This window comes from Enterobacter huaxiensis (genome assembly GCF_003594935.2).
GTDB lineage: Bacteria > Pseudomonadota > Gammaproteobacteria > Enterobacterales > Enterobacteriaceae > Enterobacter > Enterobacter huaxiensis.
Genome location: NZ_CP043342.1, coordinates 4,346,275 through 4,360,688, shown reverse-complemented (window position 1 = coordinate 4,360,688; position 14,414 = coordinate 4,346,275). Strand labels below are relative to the sequence as shown.

The 14,414-nt window shown below is 55.2% G+C and carries 17 protein-coding genes and 1 pseudogene; 12 read left to right on the top strand and 6 right to left on the bottom strand.

Annotated elements, in window-relative coordinates:
* Window positions 1-106 precede the first annotated feature (106 nt).
* Window positions 107-1,729 carry an isovaleryl-CoA dehydrogenase gene (locus D5067_RS20760; protein ID WP_119935827.1) on the top strand — a complete coding sequence of 541 codons (1,623 nt, stop codon included), beginning with the start codon at window positions 107-109 and terminating at the stop codon, window positions 1,727-1,729.
* On the opposite strand, the gene D5067_RS20755 is transcribed toward D5067_RS20760, so the two are convergent.
* The 3 genes from D5067_RS20755 to bsmA all read right to left on the bottom strand — a co-directional run bounded on the left by D5067_RS20755 (window position 1,726) and on the right by bsmA (window position 4,581).
* The gene (locus D5067_RS20755; RefSeq protein WP_119935826.1) at window positions 1,726-3,657 is read right to left on the bottom strand and encodes a methyl-accepting chemotaxis protein; all 1,932 of its coding nucleotides are present in this window, start codon (window positions 3,655-3,657) and stop codon (window positions 1,726-1,728) included. The genes D5067_RS20760 and D5067_RS20755 overlap by 4 nt on opposite strands.
* Before the next feature lie 170 nt (window positions 3,658-3,827).
* Window positions 3,828-4,103: a DUF1471 family protease activator YjfN gene (gene yjfN / locus D5067_RS20750; RefSeq protein WP_148102649.1), complete on the bottom strand. Its 276-nt coding sequence runs from the start codon at window positions 4,101-4,103 to the stop codon at window positions 3,828-3,830.
* A gap of 148 nt (window positions 4,104-4,251) precedes the next feature.
* A complete protein-coding gene (gene bsmA / locus D5067_RS20745; protein WP_119935824.1) occupies window positions 4,252-4,581 on the bottom strand; it encodes a biofilm peroxide resistance protein BsmA in 330 nt (109 codons plus the stop codon).
* Window positions 4,582-4,718: 137 nt separating this feature from the next.
* On the opposite strand from bsmA, the gene yjfP reads away from it, so the two are divergent.
* Entirely contained in the window at window positions 4,719-5,441 is a 723-nt protein-coding gene (gene yjfP, locus D5067_RS20740) for an esterase (RefSeq protein ID WP_119935823.1), read from the top strand.
* Here yjfP and ulaR read toward each other — a convergent pair.
* Together ulaR and ulaG are read right to left on the bottom strand one after the other, a co-directional pair.
* Complete coding sequence (ulaR, locus tag D5067_RS20735; RefSeq protein WP_119935822.1) at window positions 5,438-6,193, bottom strand: HTH-type transcriptional regulator UlaR; 756 nt, start codon at window positions 6,191-6,193, stop codon at window positions 5,438-5,440. The two genes, yjfP and ulaR, sit on opposite strands and share 4 nt — an antisense overlap.
* A gap of 111 nt (window positions 6,194-6,304) precedes the next feature.
* The gene (gene ulaG / locus D5067_RS20730) at window positions 6,305-7,369 is read right to left on the bottom strand and encodes an L-ascorbate 6-phosphate lactonase (RefSeq protein ID WP_119935821.1); all 1,065 of its coding nucleotides are present in this window, start codon (window positions 7,367-7,369) and stop codon (window positions 6,305-6,307) included.
* A 358-nt stretch (window positions 7,370-7,727) separates the two neighbouring features.
* On the opposite strand from ulaG, the pseudogene ulaA reads away from it, so the two are divergent.
* The 6 genes and pseudogenes from ulaA (at window position 7,728) to D5067_RS20700 (ending at window position 12,136) form a co-directional block, all read left to right on the top strand.
* Window positions 7,728-9,129: pseudogene (ulaA, locus tag D5067_RS20725) on the top strand (PTS ascorbate transporter subunit IIC).
* Window positions 9,130-9,141: 12 nt separating this feature from the next.
* Window positions 9,142-9,447: a PTS ascorbate transporter subunit IIB gene (gene ulaB / locus D5067_RS20720; RefSeq protein WP_000218360.1), complete on the top strand. Its 306-nt coding sequence runs from the start codon at window positions 9,142-9,144 to the stop codon at window positions 9,445-9,447.
* 9 nt (window positions 9,448-9,456) lie between these two features.
* Entirely contained in the window at window positions 9,457-9,924 is a 468-nt protein-coding gene (ulaC, locus tag D5067_RS20715) for a PTS ascorbate transporter subunit IIA (RefSeq protein ID WP_119935820.1), read from the top strand.
* 12 nt (window positions 9,925-9,936) lie between these two features.
* Complete coding sequence (gene ulaD / locus D5067_RS20710; RefSeq protein WP_023334265.1) at window positions 9,937-10,587, top strand: 3-keto-L-gulonate-6-phosphate decarboxylase UlaD; 651 nt, start codon at window positions 9,937-9,939, stop codon at window positions 10,585-10,587.
* 9 nt (window positions 10,588-10,596) lie between these two features.
* Window positions 10,597-11,457 (top strand): L-ribulose-5-phosphate 3-epimerase, encoded by an 861-nt coding sequence (locus D5067_RS20705; RefSeq protein ID WP_119935819.1) that lies wholly within the window; start codon window positions 10,597-10,599, stop codon window positions 11,455-11,457.
* Window positions 11,450-12,136 carry an L-ribulose-5-phosphate 4-epimerase gene (locus tag D5067_RS20700; protein WP_119935818.1) on the top strand — a complete coding sequence of 229 codons (687 nt, stop codon included), beginning with the start codon at window positions 11,450-11,452 and terminating at the stop codon, window positions 12,134-12,136. The genes D5067_RS20705 and D5067_RS20700 overlap by 8 nt, the downstream gene beginning before the upstream one ends.
* Window positions 12,137-12,274: 138 nt before the next feature.
* Here D5067_RS20700 and yjfY read toward each other — a convergent pair whose 3' ends face one another.
* A complete protein-coding gene (gene yjfY, locus D5067_RS20695) occupies window positions 12,275-12,550 on the bottom strand; it encodes a DUF1471 family protein YjfY (RefSeq protein WP_119935817.1) in 276 nt (91 codons plus the stop codon).
* A 343-nt stretch (window positions 12,551-12,893) separates the two neighbouring features.
* On the opposite strand from yjfY, the gene rpsF reads away from it, so the two are divergent.
* The 4 genes from rpsF to rplI are packed head-to-tail and all read left to right on the top strand — an operon-like array spanning window position 12,894 to window position 14,331.
* Window positions 12,894-13,289 (top strand): 30S ribosomal protein S6, encoded by a 396-nt coding sequence (gene rpsF / locus D5067_RS20690; protein ID WP_119935816.1) that lies wholly within the window; start codon window positions 12,894-12,896, stop codon window positions 13,287-13,289.
* A gap of 6 nt (window positions 13,290-13,295) precedes the next feature.
* Window positions 13,296-13,610: a primosomal replication protein N gene (gene priB, locus D5067_RS20685; protein WP_119935815.1), complete on the top strand. Its 315-nt coding sequence runs from the start codon at window positions 13,296-13,298 to the stop codon at window positions 13,608-13,610.
* A 4-nt stretch (window positions 13,611-13,614) separates the two neighbouring features.
* Entirely contained in the window at window positions 13,615-13,842 is a 228-nt protein-coding gene (gene rpsR / locus D5067_RS20680) for a 30S ribosomal protein S18 (RefSeq protein ID WP_002210155.1), read from the top strand.
* 39 nt (window positions 13,843-13,881) lie between these two features.
* On the top strand, window positions 13,882-14,331 hold the full coding sequence (gene rplI, locus D5067_RS20675) for a 50S ribosomal protein L9 (protein WP_028016458.1): 450 nt from the start codon (window positions 13,882-13,884) through the stop codon (window positions 14,329-14,331).
* The last annotated feature ends 83 nt before the right edge of the window (window positions 14,332-14,414 follow it).

The following is a 14,414-nucleotide window of genomic DNA, read 5'->3' as shown; positions in this document are numbered from 1 at the left end:
CACGAACGATATCAGCGGGATCGCCACGTTGTGACCCCCCTCCCATGCGGCGGGCGCGCGGTCTGTCCATACTTACCTTCAATTGCCACTGAAGGAGGGACACAGCATGCACTGGCAGACGCATACCGTTTTCAACCAACCCGCTCCACTTTCTAACAGCAACCTTTTCCTCTCGGACTGTGCGCTTCGTGACGCCGTAAGCCGTGAAGGCGCCGGATGGGATATCGAACTTCTTGCCAGCATTGGCCAGCAGCTGGGCACGGCGGAATCGCTGGAGCTGGGCAGGCTGGCAAACGTGAACCCGCCGGAATTGTTGCGCTACGACGCCATGGGCGAACGGCTGGACGACGTTCGTTTTCACCCCGCGTGGCACCTGCTGATGCAGGGGCTTTGCGCCAACCGCGTTCATAACCTGGCCTGGGAAGAGGAGGCGCGGAAAGGCGCGTTTGTCGCCAGGGCTGCTCGCTTTGTGCTGCATGCGCAGGTGGAAGCGGGCACGCTTTGCCCCGTCACCATGACCTTTGCCGCCACGCCTCTGCTGCTGCAGGCGCTCCCCAACGCTTTCCATGACTGGCTTACACCGTTGTTGAGCGATCGCTACGATCCTCATCTCGCACCGGGCGCGCAAAAGCGCGGCCTGCTGATTGGCATGGGAATGACGGAAAAGCAGGGCGGCTCGGACGTGCTCAGCAATACTACTAAAGCGGAAAAATGCAGTGACGGCAGCTACCGGCTGGTGGGGCATAAATGGTTTTTCTCCGTCCCCCAAAGCGATGCGCATCTGGTGCTGGCACAGGCAAAAGGCGGTTTATCCTGCTTTTTTGTCCCGCGATTTTTACCCGACGGGCAACGCAACGCCGTGCGGCTGGAGCGTCTGAAAGACAAGATGGGCAACCGCTCCAACGCCAGCAGCGAAGCGGAGTTTCTCGATGCCTCCGGCTGGCTGCTGGGGGAAGAGGGCGAAGGGGTGCGGCAGATCCTCAAAATGGGCGGCCTGACGCGCTTTGACTGCGCGCTGGGGAGCCACGGGCTGATGCGTCGTGCGCTGTCCGTGGCGCTGTACCATGCGCATCAGCGACAGACGTTTGGCAAAAACCTTATCGAACAGCCGTTAATGCGCGAAGTCTTAAGCCGAATGGCCCTGGTGCTGGAAGGGCAAACGGCGATGCTGTTCCGCCTGGCCCGCGCGTGGGACAAGCGCGCCGATCCGCAAGAGGCGGCATGGGCGCGGCTGTTCACCCCTGCGGCAAAATTTAGCGTGTGCAAAGCAGGTATCCCCTTTGTCGCAGAGGCGATGGAAGCGCTGGGCGGGATTGGCTACTGCGAGGAGAGCGAGCTTCCGCGGCTTTACCGTGAGATGCCGGTCAACAGTATCTGGGAGGGGTCAGGCAACATCATGTGCCTGGACGTGCTGCGCGTGCTGGCGAAGCAGCCCGGTATGCTCGACCTGCTTGCCGATGATTTTGCTCAGGTAAAAGGGCAGGACAGACACTTCGATCGCAGCTGGCGACAGCTCCAGCAAAAACTGCGTAAACCGCAGGAGGCACAGGGAAGGGAGATAACCCAGCAGCTCTTCTTACTGGGGGCCGGCAGCCAGATGCTGCGGCACGCATCGCCGCCCGTAGCGCAGGCATGGTGCCAAATGATGCTGGACGGGCGTGGCGGAACGCTGATGAGCGCGCAGGTGCAGAACGACCTGCTGCTGCGCGCCACGGGCAGAGTCGGCTAGCCTTTTAGCTGGAACAGGCTTACCAGATGGGTGAGGTGTGAACCTTTCTCGCGCAGCGTTTGTGCGGTCTGCTCGCTGCGTGAAACGCGGTCGGCGTTGATGTGCGACGCTTCGCCGATGTGCGTCATGGCGAGATTCACCTGACCGATCCCAGCGGATTGCTCGCGGGAGGCGTGGTTGATCTCGGTGACCAGCTGGCTGATGTTATCGATATGAACAATGATTGAATCCATCGCCAGACGCGTCTGCTCTGACAGCGCGTGGCCTTCGCTCACCTTGTTGAGCGTGTCGCCAATCAGCTGCTCAATTTCCTTCACCGCGTTGGCGCTGCGCGCCGCCAGGGCGCGAACTTCCTGTGCCACCACGGCAAAGCCTTTGCCGTGCTCGCCCGCGCGGGCCGCTTCGACCGCCGCGTTAAGCGCCAGAATATTGGTCTGGAAGGCAATGGACTCAATCACGCGGGTGATATCCTCGATACGTTTCGATGCGTCGCGAATATCATCCATGGTGGTGACAGCGTTGGTCACCGTCTCGCCGCCCTGATGCACCGCGCGCGACGTTTCGCCTACCAGCTGCTGCGTCTGCTCCATGTTGGCCGCGTTTTGCTGCACGGTAGCGGCCAGCTGTTCCATGCTGGCGGACGTCTCTTCAACGCTGCTGGCCTGCTTGTTGATCTGCTCGGAGATTTCTCCGGCATCGGAAGCCAGGGCGTTAGTGCCCATGTGGATCTCGCCTGCGGCCTCGCGCACCTGGAGGACAATCTTTTGCAGCCCGCCGCCGATGCCGTTGATGGCGTCGATCAGCTGGCCGACCTCATCCTGACGGGTGACGGGCAGGCTGGAGCGCAGGTCGCCTGCCGCATACTGGCGGGCCAGCGCGATCACGTTCCGCAACGGGCGGGTGAGCATCCGGCGAATGATAATCACAAACAGGCCCGCAAAGAGTGCGGACAGCGCCACGCCGGCCAGCAGGAAACGGTCGCGCATCGTGTTAACGCTTGAGAGCAGCACCGATTTATCCACTTCACCCACGATGGTCCAGTTCCACCCCGGAAGCGGCGTATAGGCCATTTTCAACGTCCGCCCATCATCGCTTACGCGCTCCAGCGTGCCGGCTTTATCGCTCAGAAGCTGCTGCTGCGTTGCGGCATCCCACTTCGGCAACTGTCCTTCTTCGCCGGTATGGAACAGGTACTGTCCGCGCGTTTTACCCTTGCTGCGATCCAGGACAAAGAAGTGCCCGCTCTCGCCCAGGCGGCGGTTAAGGATTTTCTCGCGCATGACGTTCCAGGAGTGAGTGATATCCACCCCGACGAAGATGATCCCGATGACCTGACCTTCGCTGTTTTTTACCGGCTGATACTGGGTGATGTAGCGCTTGCCGAACAGCAGCGCCAGGCCACGGTACACTTCACCTTTGGTCACAGCCGCAAAGGCGGCGCTGGTGGTATCCAGAACGGTACCCATCGCGCGGTCGCCGTTCTCTTTGCGCAGGGAGGTTGCTACGCGGACAAAGTCGTTTCCGCTGCGGACAAACAGGGTGGAGATCGCGCCCGTCCGGTTCAGGAAGTCATCAGAAAAGGTCGTATTTTCATGAAGCTCAGACTCTCCCCCCTTCAGCAGGGGCACCGTAAGCCCGCTAATGGTGCGGGTCTGGCTATTATCGACGGTAAACGGCTGAGGCAGGAAAGTGGTAAACAGTCGGGTATAACTTTCGACCTCTTCACTCAGGCTGGTGTTAAACATCTCTACCATGTCGACCATGCCGGTGGACTGGTTATGCAGGTCTTCTACCGCAAGTTCTTCAAGCTGCTGGCTGGCTTTATGGCTGAGCAGAAAAGTGAAAAGCAGGAATAGCGTGGCGACACTCACGCCGGTTAGCAGCGAAAGCTTCGTGCCAAGCCCTGCACGGCGGAAAAAACTGATCATAAATTGCTCATTATTAAAAAGGGATGGCTCTTCAACGGCAAAGAAGAGCTAACATTTATTCAAATAATGTAACAAAATGTTATTCAGTTGTTTTTAATGGGTTTCTTAAAAGATAAAGAATTTGCAAAAACGTAAAGCCACTAAAAATAAGTGGCTTTTATCGGGAGGGATTACGCATAAAGAATGGCCTGTACCCGCCAGCGATCGACATAGCTATCTTCCTGCATCTGTATGATGCGATACCAGGACGCTCCCTGCTCATCGGCCTTTAAAGCAACGACACGTTCAACGTCCTGCGGGCTCCCCGTAATGTTATTTACGGAGATATGGCCAATTTCGTTAAGGCCAGTCACACAATCAGCGCTGGCGAATTCCGCTGACTGCGCCGTCGTGCTCACAAGGCCTGCTGAGAGCAGCAGAGAGGTCAAAGCAAGGGTTCGTTTCATCGTCAGCTCCATTTAACATGTCTCCGGTATCCGCCGGGCAATCCTTCGCAAATAAACTCACTTCCATTGGTGCGGTCATGGAGTTTATTGTGGACAGGAAAATGTCTATGGACGCAAAGCAGTGTAAATGTCGTTCAAATGATGACCATTACTTACGGTACAAAATGGCCTGTGAATACCACTGTCCCGTAATGATGGTTTCGTCGATCATAATGATGACGTAATAATCTGCTTTGGCGGCGACGGCTTGTGCTTCGATTGCCTCTTCCGCATCATCCGGTGAACCGCGAACCAGCGCGGAGACGGTTCCCATTCGCTGTAATCCTTCTGTCTGATTACGACGAATTTCCTTCGGATGATCGGCGACCGGTGGAGCGGGTTGCGGCGTTCCCTGCAGCGCGCTACAGCCACTGAGCAGAAACATTAGCAATAAAGCAGCAAACCTGCGCATAACCATATCTCGTTTCCTGATAGCCATAGTGTAGTTGTCTGTGAATTTAGTTTTGGGGGAATGTTCCCGAAGTGTTATCTGGGGCGTAGATTTCGAATGAAAATATCGTGAAACCGTAACCCAGTTCTCAACATTATGAATCATTCATCAAAACAGGATCGACAATGATTGAAATTGAAATACGCCGTCTGGGCGACCATGAAATATTACATGCTTTCCCTGCCGGGCATAAAGAACGCCCTCTGCCAACTGTGGTTTTTTATCATGGTTTTACGTCATCAAAGCTGGTTTACAGCTATTTTGCCGTCGCGCTGGCCCAGGCGGGGTTTCGTATCGTCATGCCCGATGCCCCCAACCACGGCGCACGTTTTACGGGCAACGAGCAGGAACGTCTTGGCCAGTTCTGGCAAATCCTGCACGGTAATCTGACCGAATTTTCCGGGCTGCGCGACGCGCTATACCAGGCCGGGCTGGTGGCGGATAAACGCCTGGCGGTTGCCGGGGCATCCATGGGAGGAATGACCGCGCTGGGGATTATGACGCACCATCCGGAAGTGACGTCCGTGGCTTGCCTGATGGGGTCGGGCTATTTCACGTCGCTCTCACAGACGCTGTTTCCTTCTACGAAATCAGAGGGTATTACCGCAGCGCTTGCGGAATGGGACGTCACTACTGCATTACCACGCCTGGCCGATCGCCCGCTGCTGCTGTGGCACGGTGACGCTGACGATGTGGTCCCTCCTGGCGATACCTTTCGCCTTCAGCAGGCGCTACAGCGTGAAGGGCTGGATGGCAACGTGACCTGCCTTTGGGAAGCCGGGGTTCGCCATCGCATCACGCCAACGGCGCTGGAGGCTACGGTGGATTTCTTCCGTCAGCATCTTTAAACGCGCAGAATCTTTACGCCCTGATCTTCCAGCTTCTGGAGGATCTCAGGGTTAGCGTCTTTTCCGGTAATTACCATGTCTATCTGCTCGGCGCGGCTGAACAGCATGCCTGCGCGCTCGCCCACTTTACTGCTGTCGACCAGCACAACGAGCTTGCCCACGACGTTAAGCATGTTCTGCTCCGCCATGGCGGTCAGCATATCGGTTTTATACAGGCCGTCCGCCGTCAGCCCCTTGCCGCTGGTAAACATCCAGTGTCCGGCATAGAGGCTATTTTCGCTGTCCTGCGGGCTGAGCGTTATGGACTGGCTTTTATTGTACTGGCCGCCCATGATCACCACGCTTTCATGCTCCCGATCGATGAGATAGTTAGCGAGCGGCAGATAGTTGGTGATGATCTGGACCGGCTTTCCACACATCTCACGGCCCAGAAGAAACGCCGTCGAACCGCAGTTGATCACCACGCTCTCGCCGGGGTTCACCAGCTGCGACGCGGCGCGGGCAATACGCACTTTTTCATCGTGATTTTGCGCCTGATGGATATTCATCGGCGTCCAGCGGGGGCGCTGTTGGCTGATGGCCTCTGCGCCGTTGCGGACTTTCTTCAGCTTGCCGCTTTCATCCAGCTTGTTGATGTCTCGCCTTGCCGTTGCGGGAGAAATGCCCAGACGCTCGATCGCTTTCTCGACGGTAATAAAACCTGTTTGCGCCAGGAGTTCCAGTAAGATTTGATGCCGTTGCGCTTCCGTCATGAGCTATTCCGATAAGAATTGATTTGAAAAGATGATATTTGAAATAGCGTGAAATTACTAAAATAAATATGACATCGCCAGACACAGCGGTCTGGCGATTTGGCTTCACAATCAGAGGAATGATTTAAATGGCAGGTCCGGTTCAATGGTGAAGCAATCATCGAATCCACGCGGATAGTGGTATTCAAGATTGTCTTTATCCAGCGGCCAGGTGAACTTGCCACCCACCTGCCAGATGAACGGCTTAAAGCCATACTTCAGACGATCTTTTTTCATCTCCCACAGCACGCGGATTTCCTGCGGATCGGCCTGGAAGTTTGACCAGATATCGTGGTGGAACGGGATCACAACTTTGGTGTTCAGCGCTTCCGCCATGCGCAGCATATCGGCACTGGTCATCTTGTCCGTAATACCGCGCGGGTTCTCACCGTAGGAGCCGAGCGCCACGTCGATCTGGTGCTCATTACCGTGCTTCGCATAGTAGTTGGAGTAGTGGGAGTCACCGCTGTGATACAGCGAACCGCCAGGCGTTTTGAACAGGTAGTTCACCGCACGCTCGTCCATACCGTCTGGCAGGACGCCTGCCGCTTTCTGGTCGGCTGGCAGAGTAATCAATGCTGTACGGTCAAAGGCATCCAGCGCGTGGATTTCAACGTCTTTTATTTTCACCACGTCGCCTGGCTTCATCACAATGCAGCGCTCTTTCGGCACGCCCCAGCCAATCCATAAATCCACGCAGGTCTGCGGCCCAATGAACGGCACGTCGTCTGCACAGTTCTGCATCACCGCGGCTGCCACGTTCACGTCGATGTGATCGTTGTGATCGTGGGTAGACAGGACGGCGTCGATCTGACGAATCGCAAACGGGTCGAGGACAAACGGTGTGGTACGCAGGTTTGGCTGGAGCTTTTCCACGCCCGCCATGCGCTGCATCTGATGGCCTTTTTTCATCAGCGGGTTGCCGTGGCTCTGTTTACCGGTGCCGCACCAGAAATCGACGCAGATATTCGCGCCACCTTCTGATTTCAGCCAGATACCGGTACAGCCCAGCCACCACATGGCAAAGGTGCCAGGAGCAACCTGTTCCTGTTCAATCTCTTCGTTCAGCCAGCAACCCCACTCGGGGAAGGTGCTCAGAATCCATGATTCACGGGTGATGGTGTTCACTTTACTCATCGTTTGACTCCTGGGTTTAATCAAAAGTAATCACATTGTGATTCGTTATGATTAATGCTGGCATCATTTGATGTAGTTTGCAATGGAGAAAATGCGGAATTTTATCTGTTCGACTTCACGGATTACTCACGTATCGGGTGTTAGAGTATCGCGTAATAATCATTATTTTCATGAATTATAAGCATTTATTCAATGATCTGGAACGGTAGTGAAAATCATTACTAACGCCATGGAAATAATTTGCGTGATGCGTCACAAATAATCAAATGCAATCTTGTGGTGATTATTTGTGATTACTAGAGTGATGGCACCAACCACACAGGGATTGCCCCTCGTGTTCTCATTTCTGGAGAGAGTTATGGAGATCCTCTACAACGTCTTTACCGTGTTCTTTAATCAGGTAATGACCAACGCCCCGCTGCTGCTGGGTATCGTGACGTGCCTGGGCTACATCCTTCTGCGCAAAAGCGTCAGCGTTATTATTAAGGGCACCATCAAAACCATTATCGGTTTCATGCTGCTGCAGGCGGGTTCTGGCATTCTGACCAGCACCTTTAAGCCGGTCGTCGCCAAAATGTCGGAAGTGTACGGCATCAACGGCGCCATCTCTGATACCTACGCGTCAATGATGGCCACCATCGACCGAATGGGTGATGCCTACAGCTGGGTGGGATACGCCGTACTGCTCGCGCTGGCGCTGAACATCATCTACGTGCTGTTGCGCCGCATTACCGGCATTCGCACCATCATGCTGACCGGCCACATCATGTTCCAGCAGGCGGGGCTGATTGCGGTTTCCTTCTATATCTTCGGCTACCCGATGTGGACCACGATTATCTGCACCAGCGGTGCTGGTGTCGCTCTACTGGGGTATCACCTCCAACATGATGTACAAGCCAACCCAGGAAGTGACCGACGGCTGCGGCTTCTCCATCGGCCACCAGCAGCAGTTTGCCTCCTGGATTGCCTATAAAGTTGCGCCGTTCCTGGGCAAAAAAGAAGAGAGCGTTGAAGACCTGAAGCTGCCGGGCTGGCTGAATATCTTCCACGACAACATCGTTTCTACCGCGATTGTGATGACCATTTTCTTCGGCGCCATTCTGCTCTCCTTTGGGATCGACGTTGTTCAGGCGATGGCGGGTAAAACCCACTGGACGGTCTATATCCTGCAGACCGGTTTCTCCTTCGCGGTGGCCATTTTCATCATCACGCAGGGCGTGCGCATGTTCGTTGCCGAGCTGTCGGAAGCTTTTAACGGCATTTCACAGCGCCTGATCCCCGGTGCGGTACTGGCGATTGACTGTGCGGCTATCTACAGCTTTGCGCCAAACGCGGTGGTCTGGGGCTTCATGTGGGGCACCATCGGCCAGCTGATTGCGGTGGGCATCCTGGTGGGCTGCGGTTCGTCCATCCTGATCATTCCTGGCTTTATCCCGATGTTCTTCTCTAACGCCACCATCGGCGTATTTGCTAACCACTTCGGCGGCTGGCGCGCGGCGCTCAAGATCTGCCTGGTGATGGGCATGGTTGAAATCTTCGGCTGCGTGTGGGCGGTCAAGCTCACCGGCATGAGCGCCTGGATGGGCATGGCGGACTGGTCAATTCTGGCACCGCCGATGATGCAGGGCTTCGCCTCCGTCGGGCTGGTCTTTATGGCCGTCATCATTCTGATTGCACTGGCTTATATGTTCTTCGCGGGCCGTTCTCTGCGCGCCGAAGAAGATGCGGAAAAACAAACAGCAGAAGTTTCTGCTCATTAAGGAGTTTCGATTATGACCGTACGTATCCTGGCTGTGTGTGGCAATGGGCAAGGCAGCTCCATGATCATGAAGATGAAGGTGGACCAGTTTTTAACCCAGTCAAACATTGACCACACGGTAAACAGCTGCGCGGTGGGTGAATACAAAAGTGAGCTGAGCGGCGCAGATATCATCATCGCTTCTACCCATATCGCCGGCGAAATCACCGTGACGGGCAATAAATATGTGGTGGGCGTGCGCAACATGCTGTCGCCTGCGGATTTCGGGCCAAAACTGCTGGAAGTGATCAAAGCGCACTTCCCACAAGACGTGAAGTAAGGACGCCCCATGAAACTACGTGATTCGCTGGTGGAGAATAACGCCATCCTTTTGCAGGCTGAGGCCAGCACATGGCAGGAAGCGGTAAAGCTGAGCGTGGATCTGCTGGTAAAGGCTGACGTTGTCGAGCCGCGTTACTACCAGGCCATTCTTGATGGCGTGGCGCAGCACGGCCCCTATTTTGTGATCGCACCGGGTCTGGCAATGCCGCACGGCCGCCCGGAAGAGGGCGTCAAAAAAACCGGCTTTGCGCTGGTGACGCTGAAAACGCCGCTGGTGTTTAACCATGAAGATAACGACCCGGTCGACATCCTGATCACCATGGCGGCGGTTGATGCCAACACCCACCAGGAGGTGGGCATCATGCAGATCGTCAATCTGTTTGATGATGAAGCCAATTTCGACCGTTTACGCGCCTGCCGTACCGAGCAGGAAGTGCTTGATTTAATTGATAACGCCACAGCAGCGGCAGTCTAAGAGGAATTGAACATGTCATTACCAATGTTGCAGGTTGCGCTGGATAACCAGACGCTGTCACACGCTTATGAAACTACCCGCCTGATCGCGGAAGAAGTGGACATCATCGAAGTGGGCACCATTTTGTGCGTGGGCGAAGGCGTTCGCGCCGTGCGTGACCTGAAGGCGCTGTATCCGCATAAAATCGTGCTGGCGGATGCCAAAATTGCAGACGCAGGCAAAATCCTCTCCCGCATGTGCTTTGAAGCCAATGCCGACTGGGTGACCGTCATTTGCTGTGCCGATATCAACACCGCGAAAGGTGCGCTGGACGTGGCAAAAGAGTTCAACGGCGACGTGCAGATTGAGCTGACCGGCTTCTGGACCTGGGAGCAGGCGCAGGAGTGGCGCGACGCGGGCATTCAGCAGGTGGTTTACCATCGTAGCCGTGATGCGCAGGCTGCAGGCGTGGCGTGGGGTGAAGCGGATATCAGCGCGATTAAGCGTCTGGCGGATATGGGCTTCAAAGTCACCGTCACCGGCGGTCTGGCGCTGGAGGATCTGCCGCTGTTCCAGGGTATCCCGATTCACGTCTTTATTGCCGGTCGTAGCATTCGTGATGCGGCGTCTCCGGTGGAAGCGGCGCGTCAGTTCAAACGCTCAATCGCTCAGCTTTGGGGCTAAGGAGCGGGTATGTTGTCAAAACAGGTCCCGCTTGGCATCTATGAAAAGGCACTCCCCGCGGGGGAGTGCTGGCTGGAGCGGTTGCAGCTGGCAAAACAGCTGGGTTTCGATTTTGTCGAAATGTCCGTGGATGAGACGGACGAGCGCCTTTCTCGCCTCGACTGGAGCCGCGAACAGCGGCTGGCGCTGGTGAGCGCCGTTGCTGAAACAGGCGTGCGCGTGCCGTCCATGTGCCTGAGCGCCCACCGTCGTTTTCCACTCGGCAGCGAAGACGATGCCGTACGCGCGCAGGGGCTGGAGATCATGCGTAAAGCCATTCGCTTTGCGCAGGATGTCGGTATCCGCGTGATCCAGCTGGCGGGTTATGACGTTTACTATCAGGAAGCCAACGATGAAACGCGCCGTCGTTTCCGCGACGGCCTGAAAGAGAGCGTCGAGATGGCAAGTCGCGCACAGGTCACGCTGGCGATGGAGATAATGGACTACCCGTTGATGAACTCCATTAGCAAGGCGCTGGGCTACGCGCACTATCTGAATAACCCGTGGTTCCAGCTTTATCCCGATATCGGCAACCTGTCGGCATGGGATAACGACGTGCAGATGGAGCTGCAGGCGGGCATCGGGCATATCGTGGCGGTACACGTTAAAGACACTCGTCCAGGCGTCTTCAAAAATGTACCGTTCGGCGCCGGGGTGGTGGATTTCGAACGATGCTTCGAGACGCTCAAGCAGACAGGTTATTGCGGGCCTTACCTGATTGAGATGTGGAGCGAAACGTCGGATGACCCGGCTGCAGAAGTGGCGAAAGCGCGCGACTGGGTGCGCGAGCGTATGGCGCGGGCAGGGCTGCTGGAGGCGGAACATGCATAAGCTCAAACAGCAGGTCTTTGAGGCCAACATGGATCTGCCGCGTTATGGCCTGGTGACCTTCACCTGGGGCAACGTAAGCGCTATTGACCGCGAGCAGGGGCTGATCGTGATTAAGCCTAGCGGCGTCGCGTATGACACCATGAAAGCTGAAGATATGGTGGTTGTGGATCTCGACGGTAAGGTTGTGGAAGGAAAATGGCGGCCCTCTTCAGATACCGCAACCCATCTGGCGCTGTATCGCCGATATCCGTCGCTTGGCGGTGTCGTGCATACCCACTCGACGCACGCGACGGCCTGGGCGCAGGCGGGGCTGCCCATACCTGCACTCGGAACGACCCATGCGGACTACTTTTTTGGCGACATCCCCTGCACGCGCGCACTAACGCAGGCGGAAGTGGAGGGCGAGTACGAGCTCAACACCGGCAAGGTGATCATCGACACGTTGGGTGAAAGTGAGCCGCTGCATACGCCGGGGATTGTCGTGTATCAGCATGGCCCTTTCGCCTGGGGTAAAGACGCTCACGACGCGGTACATAATGCGGTCGTCATGGAGGAAGTGGCACGTATGGCGTGGATTGCCCGCGGCATCAACCCACAGCTTCAGGGCATTGATGACTACCTGATGAACAAGCATTTCATGCGCAAGCATGGCCCAAATGCCTACTACGGGCAGAAGTGAATAAGTGCTCTGGAATACCGAAACAGTTGTAACCGGTGGTATTCCGGAGCCATTCATAAAAAAAGCCCCCGGGCAGGGGGCAAGTCAAAGTATGGCTATGTTCTCGTTGTTGGCTTTCCTGGTGCTAGCGTTAAAGCATCATCGGTAAATATCTGCGCTGGCGTGCATGTTGCCGTTGCTACCGGGTTCACGGGTCAGCATGAGGTGATAGTATTTTGCACCCTGAGCATCGGTTTCTTCATTAAGAGCCTGATCTGCTTCACTTTCAGTGGCGAAGTTATGATTGATATAAATTACGCCTAAGCTTTGCACATCGTCCATGTTTCTGGCCTGTCGGCCATCTATCTTGATGGCTGCCATCGCATTTGCACTAAGCAAAAGCGCAGCCATTACGGCGATTGCGATTTTTTTCATGATATGCGCTCCACGACTGCGTGCGGTGTGACGGTTTAGTGCTCTCCTTCTGAAGTCGAATGGGTTCTGATTAAAGTGTAATCGCTTCTCCAGCGGGGATAGGCGACCATTTCTGATGGTGTTGTTCAAAAAAACAGCGCCTTTGGGTGTGATTAATAGTAAATCACCCACTTAGACCCGCTTCGCGCTTTGTGCGAATTATTTGTGCAATCAGCTTGAGTTTCCAGGGGGGCGCAAGTATTATGACGCGTCAATTTTTCAGCCGACCTTTAACACGTTCCTTGCCTCCCCGGGCCTCGGCTGACCCAGACAGGAGGCTGAATAATCCGTAAGGAGCAATTCGATGCGTCATTACGAAATCGTTTTTATGGTCCATCCTGACCAGAGCGAACAGGTTCCGGGTATGATCGAGCGCTACACTGGTGCAATCACTGCAGCAGAAGGCACGATCCATCGTCTGGAAGACTGGGGCCGCCGTCAGCTGGCTTATCCGATCAACAAACTGCACAAAGCTCACTACGTTCTGCTGAACGTTGAAGCACCGCAGGAAGCGATCGATGAGCTGGAAACTAACTTCCGCTTCAACGATGCCGTTATCCGCAGCATGGTTATGCGTACTAAGCACGCAGTTACCGAAGCATCTCCGATGGTTAAAGCGAAAGACGAGCGCCGTGAGCGTCGCGATGATTTCGCAAACGAAACCGCAGATGATTCTGATGCTGGGGATTCTGAAGAGTAATTTCTGATGACCAACCGTCTGGTGTTGTCTGGCACTGTGTGCAGGCCCCCCCTTCGAAAGGTCAGCCCCTCAGGAATTCCTCATTGCCAGTTCGTGCTTGAGCATCGTTCTGTGCAAGAGGAAGCCGGGTTTCACCGGCAGGCGTGGTGCCAAATGCCCGTTATTATTAGCGGACACGAAAACCAGGCCATTACTCACAGTATAACGGTCGGTAGCGCAGTCACTGTTCAGGGGTTCATTTCTTGCCACAAGGCAAAGAACGGCCTGACAAAAATGGTTCTGCATGCCGAGCAGATTGATTTGATAGATTCTGGAGACTAGCCATATGGCACGTTATTTCCGTCGTCGCAAGTTCTGCCGTTTCACCGCGGAAGGCGTTGTTGAGATTGATTACAAAGACATCGCAACGTTGAAAAACTACATTACCGAAAGCGGTAAAATTGTCCCGAGCCGTATCACCGGTACTCGTGCAAAATACCAGCGTCAGCTGGCTCGCTGCATCAAGCGCGCTCGCTACCTGTCCCTGCTGCCGTATACCGATCGTCATCAGTAATCGGCCGCCGTCTATTAACGACTTTAAGAGGATAAGGTAATGCAAGTTATTCTGCTTGATAAAGTAGCAAACCTGGGTAGCCTGGGTGATCAGGTAAACGTTAAAGCGGGTTACGCTCGTAACTTCCTGGTACCACAGGGTAAAGCTGTTCCAGCTACCAAGAAAAACGTAGAGTTTTTCGAAGCACGTCGCGCTGAACTGGAAGCCAAACTGGCTGACGTTCTGGCGGCTGCTAACGCTCGCGCTGAGTCAATCAACGCACTGGGCACTGTTACCATCGCGTCCAAATCTGGCGACGAAGGTAAACTGTTCGGTTCCATCGGTACCCGCGATATCGCTGATGCAGTTTCTGCAGCAGGCGTTAAAGTGGCTAAGAGCGAAGTTCGTCTGCCGAACGGCGTTCTGCGTACCACTGGTGAGCACGAAGTTGACTTCCAGGTTCACAGCGAAGTGTTCGCTAAACTGGTTGTTAACGTAGTAGCTGAGTAATTTTTTACTCTGCTCACGTCAAAGCGCCGGCCTTGTGCCGGCGTTTTGCTTTTTAAGCGACCCGACACGCGCTTTTGTGCTTG

Coding starts and splice junctions, on each gene's coding strand:
- D5067_RS20760 (WP_119935827.1), top strand. CDS start 107: ATGCACTGGCAGACGCATACCGTTTTCAACCAACCCGCTCCACTTTCT.
- D5067_RS20755 (WP_119935826.1), bottom strand. CDS start 3,657: ATGATCAGTTTTTTCCGCCGTGCAGGGCTTGGCACGAAGCTTTCGCTG.
- yjfN (WP_148102649.1), bottom strand. CDS start 4,103: ATGAAACGAACCCTTGCTTTGACCTCTCTGCTGCTCTCAGCAGGCCTT.
- bsmA (WP_119935824.1), bottom strand. CDS start 4,581: ATGGCTATCAGGAAACGAGATATGGTTATGCGCAGGTTTGCTGCTTTA.
- yjfP (WP_119935823.1), top strand. CDS start 4,719: ATGATTGAAATTGAAATACGCCGTCTGGGCGACCATGAAATATTACAT.
- ulaR (WP_119935822.1), bottom strand. CDS start 6,193: ATGACGGAAGCGCAACGGCATCAAATCTTACTGGAACTCCTGGCGCAA.
- ulaG (WP_119935821.1), bottom strand. CDS start 7,369: ATGAGTAAAGTGAACACCATCACCCGTGAATCATGGATTCTGAGCACC.
- ulaB (WP_000218360.1), top strand. CDS start 9,142: ATGACCGTACGTATCCTGGCTGTGTGTGGCAATGGGCAAGGCAGCTCC.
- ulaC (WP_119935820.1), top strand. CDS start 9,457: ATGAAACTACGTGATTCGCTGGTGGAGAATAACGCCATCCTTTTGCAG.
- ulaD (WP_023334265.1), top strand. CDS start 9,937: ATGTCATTACCAATGTTGCAGGTTGCGCTGGATAACCAGACGCTGTCA.
- D5067_RS20705 (WP_119935819.1), top strand. CDS start 10,597: ATGTTGTCAAAACAGGTCCCGCTTGGCATCTATGAAAAGGCACTCCCC.
- D5067_RS20700 (WP_119935818.1), top strand. CDS start 11,450: ATGCATAAGCTCAAACAGCAGGTCTTTGAGGCCAACATGGATCTGCCG.
- yjfY (WP_119935817.1), bottom strand. CDS start 12,550: ATGAAAAAAATCGCAATCGCCGTAATGGCTGCGCTTTTGCTTAGTGCA.
- rpsF (WP_119935816.1), top strand. CDS start 12,894: ATGCGTCATTACGAAATCGTTTTTATGGTCCATCCTGACCAGAGCGAA.
- priB (WP_119935815.1), top strand. CDS start 13,296: ATGACCAACCGTCTGGTGTTGTCTGGCACTGTGTGCAGGCCCCCCCTT.
- rpsR (WP_002210155.1), top strand. CDS start 13,615: ATGGCACGTTATTTCCGTCGTCGCAAGTTCTGCCGTTTCACCGCGGAA.
- rplI (WP_028016458.1), top strand. CDS start 13,882: ATGCAAGTTATTCTGCTTGATAAAGTAGCAAACCTGGGTAGCCTGGGT.